Genomic DNA, 14,146 nt, shown 5'->3' with positions numbered 1-14,146 from the left:
CTTACGCCATCAACTCACCGGGGAAAATTTCCAAAATGTCTTTCACTTCTTCCGGCGTATCCGCCGCAGCCCCGGCCGCGGCATCGGCTTCAAAATTGCCTTTTACAAAAGGTTCTTCTTCCGAAATAACCGCACGGGAACTCCCCGCAGGGGCAGATTGCTTCTGCGAAGCGGTTTCTGCCGCATGGGGCGCCGTTCCCCGCACGGGGGCCGGCTCCTGACAAGGCGCGGCTTTGGCGGGTTGTTTGGCGGCTTGCGCGGAAGGTTTTTTGACGCTTTCCGTCCGCGGGGCGGTTTGCGCCGCGGAGGGTTGTTCCGGCGTGCCTAACTGGATGCGAATCACGCGGCCGCTTATTTTCTGGGCGGCTTGTTCCAATTCCGGCAGTTTGTTTTGCGCCGGGATTTGATAAAACTCTTTTCCGGGAGCAAAATGAAGCGTCCATTGGGCATCGCTAAACGTAACGGAGCAGTTGGTCATCACGTCATACACAAACGGGCTTTTGGCAAACTGCTGAAGCATTTTATCCCAAATCTGGCGGTTGGAAAGCGTTTTTTGCAACGAAGCGGCCGCCGCCGGCGAAAGCGAAGCGTCTTCCTCTTCTTCGTCATCTGCCAGGATATCTTCCTGCGTGTTTACCGCCGGTTTGGCGGCAACAGCCGGTTTTGGCGACACCGGCACCGCCTTTTGAACGGACGGTTTAGCCGTGCGCGCGGCAGGCGTTGCCTGCGCGGGCGCGTGGGAGAGCGGAGGACGCGCCGGCGAAGCCGGGCCGGAAGAGGCGGGTTCGCCGCGCTCCAAGGCTTCCAAGCGGCGGATAAAGGATTCAATGTCCAAGCAGCTGTCCATCACCGTAAACATGCCTACTTCGGCGCTGACGAGGGCATTGTCCGAAAATTTTACTTCTTCAATAATTTTGTTAATCTTGCGCGACAGCTGCGCCAAAAATCCGGAAGATACGTTTTTGACGGTTTCCTTCGCCCCCGCAAACGGTTCTTCGCCTTGGCCCAAGGAAAAGTAAAACAAATCGCCCAGCGTATTTTTTAAATCTTTCAAAAAAGCATTGGCGTCAAAGCCTTCTTCTTTAAGCGTTTCAAACACCCGGTGCAACTGCGGGCCGTTTTTTTGCACCAGCGCGTCCACCGCCTGCTTAATTAACTCATCGGGGGTAAGGCCCAGCATTTCGCCCACGGCTTTTTCGTCAATCCGCTCGCCGCTGTAGGCGATGGCGCGGTCTAAAAGCGTCAGCGCGTCGCGCATGGCGCCGCCGGCGTTTTTGGCGATGATTTTGGCCGCCCCCGGCGTGAGGTCTATATTTTCCGCCCCGGCCAAATCCAGCAAATGCGTGCTGATTTCTTCCACCGTCAGCGGGCGGAAACGAAATGTTTGGCAGCGGCTGACAATGGTGGCGGGCACTTTGTGTTTTTCCGTCGTGGCCAAAATAAACACCACATGGGCGGGCGGTTCTTCAATGGTTTTTAAAAGCGCGTTAAAAGAGCTGGTGGAAAGCATGTGTACTTCGTCCAAAATAAATACTTTAAACCGGTCGCGCGACGAAGCCAGCGCCACCGTATCAATGATAGCCTCGCGCACTTTTTCCACTTGGGTGTTGCTCGCGGCGTCCAGCTCCAGCACGTCCATATCCGCACTTTGGGCAATTTCCAAACACTGCGGGCATTGCCCGCAGGGCTCGGGCGTGGGCTTGTTGTTGCCGTGCCCGGTGCAGTTAAGCGCTTTGGCCAAAATGCGCGCCGTGGTGGTTTTACCGCAGCCGCGCGGGCCATAGAACAAATACGCATGCGCAATGCGCCCCAGCTTTAATGCGTTTTGCAAGGTTTTGGAAATGCTTTCCTGCCCCACCATATCTTCAAATTTTTGGGGGCGGTATTTATTTGCCAAACTGACATATTGGTTTTGCTCTTCTAACATTTCCATAACTTAACCTCTGCGTGATTTTTGCGCGCGGCGCACCGCGTGTTTGTAATCTAAACTGATTTTTCCAGGGCCCAATAACGCCGCCGGCAGCAACGCCGTCAGCAGCAGCACCAGCAGCGCTACATACAATTTATTGAAATCCGATGCAAAAAAGATAACCCCCATCACGGCCGTGCACAACACGGACAGCCACGCCGCCGGGCGCGTAAACCAGCCCAAAATCAGAAACAGCGCCAAAAACAGTTCCGCCACCAGCACCGTCAGCCCAACCGGCACCGGAAGCGGCAGGCCAATAGCGGTGGCGTTATATAAAAATTCCCGGTAAAAAAGCAGGCTGCCGATGGTAACGTACAACAGCACCAGCCCCGTCAGCAACCGGGTTAGAAAAATCGTAAGCGAAAAGACGTCTTCGTCTATATTGCAATGCAAATCAATTTGGCGCATACACCCTCCGTCAGAATTCCACTTCGGCGGACATGGAAAAATACGTTTTCCGGTTATCTTCCCGGCGCGGCTCAAACACTTCCACCCCGCCCGATAAAGACATCTCCCCCAAATGTACATGCAGCCCCGCACTGACGGCTGCCGCCGTGTCGCTCAGTTCGTTGTAGCGGTACCGCGCCAACGAAGCATACGGCGTAATCAATTCCGTGCGGTAGCTCAGCCGCACCGCGGCGGCTTCTTTTACAAATCCTTGCACCACCGCCGTCATAAAAGGGATATTGGCCCAGCTAAAAGTAAGGTTATGCGGCGGGTTGCTACTATATTCTATCACTTTATGCCAAGCGGCTTGCACATTCCAGTTTCCCGCGTCGGCGGACGCTTCTACATGCGCGCCGGTTTCCACTTCGCCAAACGCGCCGGACGGCAAATCGTTGCCCTGCTTGTCCACGTAGGTGCGGTAGCGGGTCTGCTCGGCGTAACCGGTAAGCGTCGGGTTTTTAAAAATCCACCAGCGGTAAAACGGCTTCCAGCCAAGCCCCGCCGCATACCCCACCGCCTGATATCCAACGGCCTGCGGCTGCCAAAACCCTTCGGCCAGTGCCCGCCAGGCGTCGTTTAGTTCATACGATACTTCCAGCCCGTAGCGCGAGGTGGAGCCAGCCTCGTCTATTTCTTTATCCGTCATCCGGTAATACCCGTACATGGGCGTAAACACAAAACCGTTATCCAAATCCAGCCGGTACCGGGCCCGCAAAGCGGCGTAGCCGCGTTCCCCGTTGACCCCCGAAAAACTGAGCTGCCCGTAGCATAACGCACACGGGCAGATCAGCAGGATCAAACTGATAAACGCGGTTTTCAGTCGCATCGCAATTTATTTTTTGGCTTTTTTGGCTTTCAAAGCCGCCACTTTGGCGTCTTCGTCCTGGAGGAACTTGACGTAGTTGGCCGCTTTGCGTTTTTTCCACGCGCCTTTGTGGTAGCCGTAGCCGATGATGAGCGGAATCAAGGTCGTGCATTCGCCGTACACCATCTGTTCCAGCGCGGTGGAAACTTTACCCCAGGAAGAAGCTTCCTTGAGGGTGGAGCCGGACAAGGCACCGTCGCGCACGTCGGCCACCGTAATTTGCACGGCGTATTTGTGCATGGGAGCATCCGCCCCTAAAATTTCGGCCGCCACCACGGTGTCTTGGGCAAAGTTTTTCGGTACGCCGCCCGAGAACATCATCAATCCGGTTTCTTTGGCTTTGATTTTGATTTTGGTCAGTTCCAAGAAGTCTTTGGCGCTGTCGATAGACACATGGGCTTCGGGGTGTTCGGTTTGATGGGCTACAAAGCCGAAACCGGCCGAGCAGTCCGAGAAGGCCGGCACAAACACGGGCACGCCGTATTTGTAAGCGTTGTAGACGATAGAGTCTTTTCCTTTGCCTTTTTTCTCCAGCCATTTGCCCATTTCCCAAATAAATTCGCGGGAAGAGTAGGGGCGGGGCTCCAGGGAATTGCAAATTTTATGGACGGTTTCGTCGCATTCTTTGAGTTGGTCTTCGTCAATATAGGTGTCGTAGATACGGTCAATGTGCAGGTCGCGCAGCAAGTTGTCGTCGGCGTTATAGGGGGTGCCGATATAGTGTTTGTAACCCAACGCTTCAAAGAAGTCCTGGTCTACGATATTGGCGCCGTTGGAAACAATCGCGTCAACCATGTTGTTTTGAATCATGTCCACCACTACTTTTTTAAGCCCGGCGGATACGAGCGATCCCGCGATGCACAAAATGACGGAGCATTTTTTGTCAGACAGCATCATATTGTAGATTTTGCTCGCTCTGGCCACTTCGCGGGAAGCGTAGGCCATGCTCCCAAAGGCTTCCACCATAGGAACCACATTGTATTTTTTGAGGTCAATGTGTTTGATGGTGTCTTTGAGAAAGTCTTTTTTGGTAAGTTTTGCCATTTCTTTACACCTCTGCTGGATTTATTTACTTCTATTTAGTAAATTATATTAAATATACACCGTATTTTCTATAGAAAATATATAAAATTTTGCGGCAAAAACACGGCAGAAATTTTCTGCCCTTGGCTGCCGCCCAAGGAGCGTACCCCCCATGTATCCGGATTTACAAAAAACTGACCCCGCCGTTTTTTCAGCGGTAGCCAAAGAACTCGGCCGCCAGCGCGAAAAATTGGAGCTGATTGCTTCGGAAAATTTTACTTCGCTGGCCGTCATGCAGGCGCAAGGCTCGGTGCTGACCAATAAATACGCCGAAGGATACCCCGGCAAACGCTACTACGGCGGATGCGAATTTGTAGACGAAGTGGAACAGCTCGCCATTGACCGCGCCAAACAGCTTTTCGGCGCCGAGCACGCCAACGTGCAGCCGCATTCGGGCGCGCAGGCCAATATGGCGGTCTACTTTGCCCTCCTGCAACCCGGCGACACCGTGCTGGGCCTCAACCTTTCCCACGGCGGGCACCTGACCCACGGACACCCGATGAATTTTTCCGGCAAACTTTACCGCATTGTGGCCATGAACGTGCGCCCCGACACCGAAGAAATTGATTACGACGAAGCCGCCAATCTGGCGTTGGAACACAAACCCAAGCTGATTATGGCGGGAGCGTCCAACTATTCGCGCGTGTTTGACTGGAAACGCCTGCGCGAAATCGCCGATTCCTGCGGGGCCTATCTGGCGTGCGACGTGGCCCATTACGCGGGGCTTATTGCTGCGGGCGAATATCCAAACCCTTTCCCGTATGCAGACGTCGTAACCACCACCACGCACAAAACACTGCGCGGGCCGCGCGGCGGGCTGATTTTGTGCAAAGAAAAACTGGCCAAAGCCATCAACTCGGCCGTTTTCCCCGGCACGCAAGGAGGGCCGCTGATGCACGTGATTGCAGGCAAGGCCGTTTGCTTTGGGGAAGCGTTAAAGCCCGAATTTAAAGCGTATCAGCACCAAGTCAAACAAAACGCCGCGGCTTTGGCCCAGGCCCTGCTGGTCCGCGGCTACCGCTTGGTGGCGGGCGGAACAGACAGCCACGTGATGTGCATTGATTTGCGCTCCAAAGGCCTCACCGGCAAAGCCGCCGAAGCCGCCCTGGACAAAGCCGGCATTACCGCCAACAAGAACACCATCCCGTTTGACCCCGAAAAACCGTTTGTAACCAGCGGCCTTCGCCTGGGAACGCCGGCCGTAACCACGCGCGGCATGAAAGAGGCCGATATGGCGCAAGTGGCGGCGTTTATTGACGACGCCATTTCGCACGCACAGGACGAAGCGTACTTGGCGCAAATTGCCGGGCAAGTCAAAAAATTCTTGGAAAAATTCCCGCTCTATCCGCAGTTGCAATAGGGGCGTGTTCTCTTTTCCCCCGGAACGGACGGTTCGTTCCGGGTTTTTTATTTAGTCCTACTTTTTTATGGGACTAAAAACGTTCTTTTTTGGGACTTTAGACCCTTTTTTTTAGAATACAAAAGCAGTACATTATAGTATCGGGATTTGGCGCGGGGCTCCGCCCCGGCCCAGGGAAGGAAAGGATGAATATCAAAAAGACCCTTGCATTTTTCGGAATCGTTGCCCTGCTGTGCGGCGGGACAACGCCCGTTTTTGCGCAAAAAGATCTGACGAAATTTTTAAAACAACTATGGGGCCCCAAAAACCTTTTCTTTAACCGCTCTCCTTCGCTGAAGCAAACGTTCCCCAAAATAAACTGGCAGGCGTTGGACAATATGGCTTTTGCACAAGTGTCCACCCAGCAGGTGTTGTCCGCGGCGACGCCGTTGTTTATGCCCAAAGTTTCTGTAGACGTGCCCCGCCCGCTGCTGCCGGCGCCGCAAAAAATCAAACGCGCCGTGTTTACCCTGCAATACGACCCTAAAACCCACGGGAAAGGCTCCGCTTTTGCCGTGAAAATTGACGGCCAGGTGTGGGGCGTTACCGCCCGCCATGTGTTAGACGACATCGGCCGGTCGCCGTATATGTCGCTTAAAACGCCCGCCGGGCAGGAATTGTTTTTCCAAGTCTTTTCCGTGCGGGAAGGAAACGTGCATGGCGCGGATATTGCCGTTTTTCGCATTCCGCCGCAAGCGTTGGATTACATCACCCCGCTTCAGCCCGACTATGTGCTCCCCACCCCGGAAGAACAAGTACAGTCGGCAGGCTTTTCGCACGGAAACTTCGGCTGGTTCCCCCGGGTGGATGTGTTGTTTGCCAGTAATCACCGCATTTTAGCCCGGTACGAAAATTTCCCCGTGCGAAGCGGATATTGCGGCTCACCCGTCTTAAAAAACGGAAAAGTCATGGGCGTATTTGTAGGCATTATGCCCCAAGAATTGGCCCAAACCGCGGCGTGGTTTAGTTTGGTATCCAACTCTTTTCCAACCCCCATTCATTCGTTTACCCAAATTGTTCCGATTTCTTGGGTGCTGCGCCTGGTGCGGCAGGAAAAGTCCGGCCTGCCCATTGAAAGCACCGTGCCCGTTAAAGTGCTGGGCAAAACCATTGCCTGGCTGCACCCGGATGAAAATATCGTTTCTATCCAACAAATGCGCAACGGCAACCTGATTAAAACGATTCCGGCCTACCCTTTTATGAACTACAGTCATTTGGAAGCCTTCTTGGAGATACAGCCCCTTGACCGTATCTACGTGACCATCCAACAAGGAGACCGTTCTTCTTCCAGAAAAAGAATTTTTGTCTATGCGTTGGACACGGCTTCCGGCAAAGTAACACACACGGAGCGAAAATAAAATGCAAAAAAACATCCTGCTTTGGGTACTTGTATTTTCGTTGGCTCATACGCCTTTTGCCTATGGACAAAAAACGCTAAAGCCGGTTTTTAAATCACTGGGCAAAGTGGCCGCGCAAAAGGCGCCCCAAACGGCCGCAAAAGCGCTCCTGCCCGCCAGCCCCGCCGCCGCGGCGGCCTTGGCCAAAACAACAGCCCCGCACCAAAACCTGCCGGCACTGCCGCTGCCTCCGCTGCCGCTGACCACCCAAGAAACGGCCCGGCAGCTGCAAAAACAAGTGAATTTTGCCTTAGTCATCGCCCTCGCCAAACAACAAGAGCAAACCCGCCGTAAAATGGCGGCGTTTGACACACAGCTGCGGCAGCGCGTAGGAACTTTGCGAAATCCGTTCCTGCAAGATTTCATTCCCTTGGAAGGGACCGCTTTTTTTATTGAAGAAGAATACCAAGGCAAAAAATATCTCTGGGGTGTTACCGCCGCACATATGGTGGACTATGTCGGCCCGGACATCCACCTGCGCCTTAGCTTGGACGTGGGATTATCGTACGATATTCCCGTTACGGTGGTGGCCAAAGGAAATACCGGCATGGCCGATATCGCCATTTTTAAAATCAATGAAGACGTTTCCGATTTGGTACTTCCGTTCACGCTGGCTAAACGCGAACCCAAACCCAACGAAGTACTGCGCTCCTATGGATTTTTTGAAGGGGACTTCCACGTAGTGCCCAACCGCAAAGTGCTGCAGTCCACCCCCGGCCGAATTGTAACTTCGTTTGAGTTTGGCAATCACGAGCGGGCCGGCGCCTGCGGCGGGCCGTTAATTAACGAACAAAATGAGTTGGTAGGCATTCACTGCGGCAGTTCCCGCTCCAAGCAAGAAAGTTATGCCGTGCCGATTTCTTTCTTAAAAGATTTATTGGAGGCCGCCCACCACAACGGCATCAAAGAACGCGATTTGGTGCTAAACGGCCGCACCATTGGCAAAATTAATATAGACGAATACATTTATTCCGTCAGCGTCAAAAAATTAGGCATCACGCTCCGCACCGTGACTCCTTGGCGGGAAGAATCCCGCGTGGATTATAACCACTTGGAAAATTTAATCGAACTGCCGCATTCCGGCGTTTTGGAAATTGCGATTGTAAAAGGCGGCACCATCCAAACCGGCCAGACCAAAGCCACCAGCCAAAAACTAATTTCCGTAAATTTGCGAACCGGCTCCTCGTTCTTGGAATATATGTAAGAAAAACCCGGCTGAATAAAAGCCGGTTTTTTTATTAGTTAGATGTTAACAATGCTTTTGCCGCTTCGTTGCCGCTGTCTGCTGCGCGGCGGAGCCATTGTTCCCCCTCTTTTTTATTGGCCGGCACGCCCAGCCCTTTCCAATAAATTTGCCCCAGCACGTATTGTGCGGCGGTATGGTTTTGTTCGGCCGCTTTGCGGAAGAATTGAATGGCCAGCTCTACCGATTTGGGCGTTCCCTGCCCCTGCATCAGCATAAAGCCCGTCATATATTGGCCCTGCGCCTGCCCGCCGGCCGCCGCATTGGAAAACCACGCGAAAGCATCTTCGTATTTGGGCGGATTGGCACCATACGCCAAGGTGCCCATTTGGTATTGTGCATCGGGGTTTTTGGCTTGCGCGGCCGCGCCCAAGAGCTCCATGGCTTTGGCTTCATTTTTTTCCACGCCTTCCCCGTTTTGATAAAGCCGCGACAGTTCATACGCGGCCTGCGGCAGTTTCTCCCCTTCCTGCCACGCCTGCGTAAACCAGCGGGCCGCTTCTTCGTTGTTTTGGGCAATCACATACCCTTCACGCAGCATTTGCCCCACTTCCAGCTGCGCCTGCGAATCGCCCGTTTTGGCGCTGGCCAGCAACGCTTGAAAACGGGTTACTTCTTCATAGAGCTGCGGGTCTTCCAGCTGCACGTCCTGTGCGCGTTCTTGGGCTTGCGCATCTCCCTGCTGTCCGGCCTGCAAATACCAATTCAACGCTTCCCCGCGGCTGGACGGCAAACCGCCTAATCCCTGTTCATAAAAACGCCCCAGTTCGGTTTGCGCCTGTGCGTTGCCTTCGCGCGCGGCCAACTGCAAATAAACGGCCGCTTCTTCCAAATTTTTCGGCAGGACTTTCCCCTCAATATATAGTTGGGCCAGCTTCCAAGCCGCTTCCACGTTTCCGTCCGCCGCCGCCTTGCGGTACCATTCGGCCGCTTGCGCGCCGTCGGGCGTTTTGACGCCTTGGCCGGCCGCATATAAACCCGCCACCTTGAACGCCGCCTGCATATCCCCCGCCTGCGCCGCCGACAAGGTTTGCTCAAATTCCCGCTGCTGCGGCGTTTTATAAAACACAAAAACATACACCCCCGCCAACACCGCCAGCAACAACACGATTTTTAAAAATGTTTTCATACGTCCCCCACGTGCAGACAAAATAAAAGGAAGGCCGAAACCTTCCTTTTATTATACCTTTACCAAACTGTTTTTACATTTTTTATTTCGTCATGACAAACGGCATTTGGTCTCCGGCCATATACGTGGGCATATGCCCGTCCCATTTTTCAATGGCTTTTAATTGCGCTTCCACCTGGCGCAGTTTGATCAGCTCGTCCGACACCACTTCCCGCTGCAAGCGCAGGGATTTGGCTTCCGCTTCCGCCTGCAGGATTTTCTGCTCGGCTTCTTTTTTCACTTTTTCCACCAGGTTCGTGGCCCGCTTGGCTTCTTGTTCGGCAATTTGTTTTTCTTCCACCGCTTTTAAAAACTGGGGAGAAAATTCAAAATTGGTAATGGCAATGTCGGACACGATAACTTCTTTTTCTTTCATTTTTTCTTTTAAAATCTGATCCAATTCCCGCGCCACTTCTACCCGGTTGGAAATCAAACTGTCCGCCGAGTATTTGGCGATAACGGCTTTTGTCCATTCTTCCACCATGGGTTTTAAGACCGTAGCCGTATACTGCGGCCCCAAGTTGCGGTAAATGGATTCAATCGTATCCGGCAAAATGCGGTGGTTGATGGCCAAAGTTAAGCCTACCGTCTGCAAATCTTTTGAAAACGCTTCCGTTTGGAACGAATCTTTTTTGATGCGGACGGAAAATTTTTCCACTTTATCCACAAAAGGCACTTTGGCGTGCAGGCCTTCTCCGTACGCGCCTACAATTTTTCCAAAGCGCAGTTTCACCGCCACACTGCCGGCCGAAACCGTAAAAAAGGAATTGAACACACCGATCAGCAACACCAAGGCCACTATCGGTACAGCCAGTTTTTTCCAACTTACGGAAATAGGGGTTATATTTCTCATTTGTTCTCCTTATGATTTTGTGTTTAACTGCTTTTTATCTATGCAAAGCGTTTTGTTTAATCCCAAGCGCCCGCATGCCCGCATGCGCGGGCGGCCGTTTGCACCGCCTGCTGATGCGCCCGCTCCAGGCTTTCGCCCCGCAGCCACGCGCACACAAACGCCGCCGTAAAGGAATCACCGGCTCCCACCGTATCCACTACTTGCACGGCGGGTGTAGGCAAATGGGAAAGGGTGCCATGGGCATATACGTTGCTGTACTGGGCCCCGGCCGTTAAAATAAGAAACCGAAGGCCATAGCGCCGCATCAGTTCCGCACACACGCTCTCTGTCGGCCAATTAAAATAATCCGCTAAAACTTTTAACTCGTCATCGTTTATTTTAAGCGCGTTGCACAGGCCCAACAGGGTTTCCAGCAGCTCTTTGGAATAATATGGCTGGCGCAAATTAATATCCAATACTTTTAACGTTTCAGCCGGCATACCGGCAAGCAGGGCCGACAAATTGCGCCGCGACTCCGCTGTGCGAAACGCCAGTGAACCGAAACACACGCCGTCCGCCCGCGCCAACAGGCGCGAAGCCGCCTGCGTAAGCGGGATATGATCCCAGGCGGTATTTTCTACAATGCGGTACGACGGAATGCCCTGCTGCAGCGTTACCTCTACGCGGCCCGTTGGAAACGGAACGCGGGCCACCTCCAGCTGCACGCCGCCTGCGTGTAATTGTTGCTGTAAGTCGTCGCCCAACGCGTCCTGCCCGACGGCGCTTATTAACCATCCTTCCGCGCCGTGGTGCGCCGCATGATACGCCACATTGGCCGGCGCCCCGCCGGGCCGCTTGCCTTCCGCCAGCATATCCCACAGCACTTCTCCCAGTCCCACCACAATCGGTTTGGATGTCATTTTTTCTCCTTGTTGCATCCCGTTAAAAAAAGCCCCGTCGGCGCGAGGCTTTGGCAAGACACAAAATTACATATGTCTCTTTTTCACTTTCATACGCGCAATCGCCTGCTTGATTTCAATTTCAGCCAGTTCAAAATCAATATCGGCATCTTTGCGGGAGAGCGATTCTTTGACGGCTTTGATTTTCTGTTTTTCCACTTCTTCATCAATTTCGTCGGCCAAATCCGCCCCTTCCGCAAACACGTTAACCACGTTATGCAACACCTCGGCAAAGCCGCCCAGTACGGCGAATTCTTCTTCCTTGCCGTCGTTTTTATAACGCAGTGAACCCATACCCAGCTGCACAATGGTTTTGATGTGCCCGGGCAAAATGCCCATCTCCCCCAGCAAAGCGGGCAAGACCACCATATCGGCTTCCCGGTTGGAGATGAGTTGTTTTTCCGGCGTAATCAGGTTCAGGGTCAGTTTTTTGGACATAGCTTACTCTTTGTCTTTTACTTTTTCGTAATTGGCCAGCACGTCGTCTATGCCGCCGCACATATAGAAGCAGGATTCCGGAATATGGTCGTACTCGCCGTCCACAATGCCTTTAAAGGCTTTAATGGTGTCGGCCAATTTGACGTATTTGCCCGGATGTCCGGTAAACTGTTCCGCCACGGAGAAGGGCTGCGAGAGGAATTTTTGAATTCTTCTGGCGCGGGCCACAGTTTTTTTGTCTTCGTCGGACAGTTCGTCCATCCCCAAAATGGCGATGATATCCTGCAAGTCCTTATATTTCTGCAAGACCTGGCGCACCCGCTGGGCCACGTTGTAGTGTTCTTCGCCGATAATGCGCGGATCCAAAATGCGCGAGGTGGAATCCAGCGGATCCACCGCCGGGTAAATGCCCAAGCTGGCAATCTGGCGCGAGAGCACGGACGTGGAATCCAAGTGCGTAAAGGTGGCCGCCACCCCGGGGTCGGTCAAGTCGTCCGCGGGGACGTATACGGCCTGAATAGAGGTAATGGCCCCTTTCTTGGTGGACGTGATGCGTTCCTGCAGGTTGCCGATTTCGGTGTTAAGCGTGGGCTGATACCCTACGGCCGAAGGCATACGCCCCAGCAGGGCGGACACTTCGGAGTTGGCCAACACAAAGCGGAAGATGTTGTCCAAAAACAGCAGCACGTCCTGCCCTTTGACGTCGCGGAAGTATTCCGCCTGCGTCAAAGCCGTCAGCGCCACTTTCGCGCGCGCCCCTGGCGGTTCGTTCATCTGTCCGTATACCAGCACGGTTTTGTCCAACACCGAGCTGCCGTCCGCCAATTTGGACTCGCTCATTTCCAACATCAAATCGTTTCCTTCGCGGCTTCTTTCCCCCACGCCGCCGAAGACGGAGCTCCCGTGGTGTTCGCGCGCCACGTTGTTAATCAGCTCCATAATCAGTACGGTTTTGCCTACCCCCGCACCGCCAAACAGCCCTACTTTTCCCCCTTTCATATACGGGGCGATCAGGTCAATGACCTTAATACCGGTTTCAAAAATTTCCGGGGTGGGGTTTTGGTCTTCCAAAGAGGGCGGATCGCGGTGAATGGGCATCTGCATGGCGCCTTTAATGTCGCCTTTGTGATCCTGCGGCTTGCCCAGCACGTTCATCAGGCGGCCCAAGCATCCTTCGCCTACGGGCACGGAAAGAGGCCCTTCGGTATCTACGGCTTTGGCGCCGCGCTGTAAGCCGTCGGTGCTTTCCAGCGAAACGCAGCGTACAATGCCGTCGCCCATTTGCTGGGCCACTTCGGCTACGATTTTTTTGCCGCCGTCCATTTCAATTTCAATGGCGTTTTCAATGGCGGGCAGGTGGTCTTGCTCAAACTGCACGTCCACCGCGGCGCCAATGATTTGAATTACTTTTCCGGTCTTCATATCGTTTCCTGTATGTTAAATTAACTGTTAAGAGCTTCCGCTCCGTTGACAATATCCAAAATTTCGTTGGTAATGCCCGCCTGGCGCACTTTGTTGAGCTTCACGCCCAGCGCGGTAACCAGTTCGCCTGCGTTTTTGCTGGCGGCGTCCATGGCGTTCATCGTGGCCGCCAAGTTGGCCGCTTGGGATTCCAGCAAAAAGCGGTACATGTTGGCTTTGAACAGCCGCGGCACCAACAGTTTGAAAATTTCCAGCATGCCAGGCTCAAACAGAAAGTCGCTTTCTTCCCGATCTTTTGTAATCGCTTCAAAATCAAACGGCAGGATTTTCTGTTCCACCAAGTTCTGGCTGGCCAGGGATTTAAAGTCGTTATAAATCAGCGTAACGCTGCCTAATTTCTGTTCAAAAAACGTCTTTAAAACCGCTTCTCCCAACAGCTCGGCATGCGCATACGACACCTTGGGGAAAATCCCCACGCTTTCATAGGCCAAATGCAGCTGGGGCATTTTTAACCGGGCGAGGAAATCACGTCCTTTTTTACCCACCGCAAAAACAAAAATTTCTTTGTCTTTGTTTGCTTTTAAAAACTGCAAGACGCTGCGTAAAATCACCGCGTTAAAAGAGCCGGCCAGCCCCTTGTCCCCGGTGATGACCAGCAACCCGATTTTGCGGGGATCTCCCGTTTTGTTTACGAAAAATCGCCCTTCCCAGCTTTCGCCTTCGTCGGGCTGCGGCATCGCTAAAATGTCTTGTTTCAAATCGTCCACCATTTCCAACATCTTCTTGGCGAACGGGCGGGCGGCTTCCATCGCTTCCTGGGCGCGGCGGATGCGGGCGCTGGAGATCATCTTCATCGTCTGCATAATCTGCTGCGTGGATTTGATGGCTTTTATATTTTGCCGTATGTCCCTAAGTGATTCCATG

General features: G+C 53.3%; 13 protein-coding genes. 3 read left to right on the top strand and 10 right to left on the bottom strand.

Features of this window, described 5'->3' with window-relative positions:
- Position 1: 1 nt before the first annotated feature.
- The 4 genes from dnaX to B5F75_RS02535 are packed head-to-tail and all read right to left on the bottom strand — an operon-like array spanning position 2 to position 4,325.
- Positions 2-1,933 carry a DNA polymerase III subunit gamma/tau gene (gene dnaX / locus B5F75_RS02550; protein ID WP_087287456.1) on the bottom strand — a complete coding sequence of 644 codons (1,932 nt, stop codon included), beginning with the start codon at positions 1,931-1,933 and terminating at the stop codon, positions 2-4.
- A gap of 3 nt (positions 1,934-1,936) precedes the next feature.
- Positions 1,937-2,377, bottom strand: a complete 441-nt coding sequence (locus B5F75_RS02545; protein WP_087287452.1) for a DoxX family protein — start codon at positions 2,375-2,377, stop codon at positions 1,937-1,939.
- Between the two features lie 10 nt (positions 2,378-2,387).
- Complete coding sequence (locus B5F75_RS02540; RefSeq protein ID WP_087287449.1) at positions 2,388-3,242, bottom strand: hypothetical protein; 855 nt, start codon at positions 3,240-3,242, stop codon at positions 2,388-2,390.
- Between the two features lie 6 nt (positions 3,243-3,248).
- Positions 3,249-4,325 carry a 1,9-bis(guanidino)-5-aza-nonane synthase gene (locus B5F75_RS02535; RefSeq protein ID WP_087287445.1) on the bottom strand — a complete coding sequence of 359 codons (1,077 nt, stop codon included), beginning with the start codon at positions 4,323-4,325 and terminating at the stop codon, positions 3,249-3,251.
- A gap of 151 nt (positions 4,326-4,476) precedes the next feature.
- Between B5F75_RS02535 and B5F75_RS02530 the strand changes: the two genes are divergently transcribed.
- The 3 genes from B5F75_RS02530 (at position 4,477) to B5F75_RS02520 (ending at position 8,364) form a co-directional block, all read left to right on the top strand.
- Positions 4,477-5,724 (top strand): serine hydroxymethyltransferase, encoded by a 1,248-nt coding sequence (locus B5F75_RS02530; RefSeq protein ID WP_087287442.1) that lies wholly within the window; start codon positions 4,477-4,479, stop codon positions 5,722-5,724.
- Positions 5,725-5,909: 185 nt separating this feature from the next.
- Positions 5,910-7,121: a S1 family serine peptidase gene (locus B5F75_RS02525; protein ID WP_087287439.1), complete on the top strand. Its 1,212-nt coding sequence runs from the start codon at positions 5,910-5,912 to the stop codon at positions 7,119-7,121.
- Position 7,122: 1 nt separating this feature from the next.
- Positions 7,123-8,364, top strand: coding sequence for a S1 family peptidase (locus tag B5F75_RS02520; protein WP_087287436.1), 1,242 nt, complete (start codon positions 7,123-7,125; stop codon positions 8,362-8,364).
- A 34-nt stretch (positions 8,365-8,398) separates the two neighbouring features.
- Here the strand turns inward: B5F75_RS02520 and B5F75_RS02515 are convergent, their stop codons facing one another.
- The 6 genes from B5F75_RS02515 to atpG all read right to left on the bottom strand — a co-directional run bounded on the left by B5F75_RS02515 (position 8,399) and on the right by atpG (position 14,145).
- Positions 8,399-9,532, bottom strand: coding sequence for a tetratricopeptide repeat protein (locus B5F75_RS02515; protein WP_087287433.1), 1,134 nt, complete (start codon positions 9,530-9,532; stop codon positions 8,399-8,401).
- A gap of 82 nt (positions 9,533-9,614) precedes the next feature.
- Positions 9,615-10,424, bottom strand: coding sequence for a prohibitin family protein (locus B5F75_RS02510; protein ID WP_087287430.1), 810 nt, complete (start codon positions 10,422-10,424; stop codon positions 9,615-9,617).
- 56 nt (positions 10,425-10,480) lie between these two features.
- Positions 10,481-11,323 (bottom strand): carbohydrate kinase family protein, encoded by an 843-nt coding sequence (locus B5F75_RS02505; RefSeq protein WP_087287427.1) that lies wholly within the window; start codon positions 11,321-11,323, stop codon positions 10,481-10,483.
- A 66-nt stretch (positions 11,324-11,389) separates the two neighbouring features.
- A complete protein-coding gene (atpC, locus tag B5F75_RS02500; protein WP_087287424.1) occupies positions 11,390-11,800 on the bottom strand; it encodes an ATP synthase F1 subunit epsilon in 411 nt (136 codons plus the stop codon).
- 3 nt (positions 11,801-11,803) lie between these two features.
- Positions 11,804-13,222: a F0F1 ATP synthase subunit beta gene (gene atpD / locus B5F75_RS02495; RefSeq protein WP_087287421.1), complete on the bottom strand. Its 1,419-nt coding sequence runs from the start codon at positions 13,220-13,222 to the stop codon at positions 11,804-11,806.
- A gap of 20 nt (positions 13,223-13,242) precedes the next feature.
- Complete coding sequence (gene atpG, locus B5F75_RS02490) at positions 13,243-14,145, bottom strand: ATP synthase F1 subunit gamma (protein WP_087287418.1); 903 nt, start codon at positions 14,143-14,145, stop codon at positions 13,243-13,245.
- Between the last annotated feature and the right edge of the window lies 1 nt (position 14,146).

The sequence above is a fragment of the Elusimicrobium sp. An273 genome (genome assembly GCF_002159705.1).
In the GTDB taxonomy this organism is placed as follows: domain Bacteria; phylum Elusimicrobiota; class Elusimicrobia; order Elusimicrobiales; family Elusimicrobiaceae; genus Avelusimicrobium; species Avelusimicrobium gallicola.
Note: the sequence above shows the minus strand (reverse complement) of the source record. Positions and strands in the feature narration are given on the sequence as shown.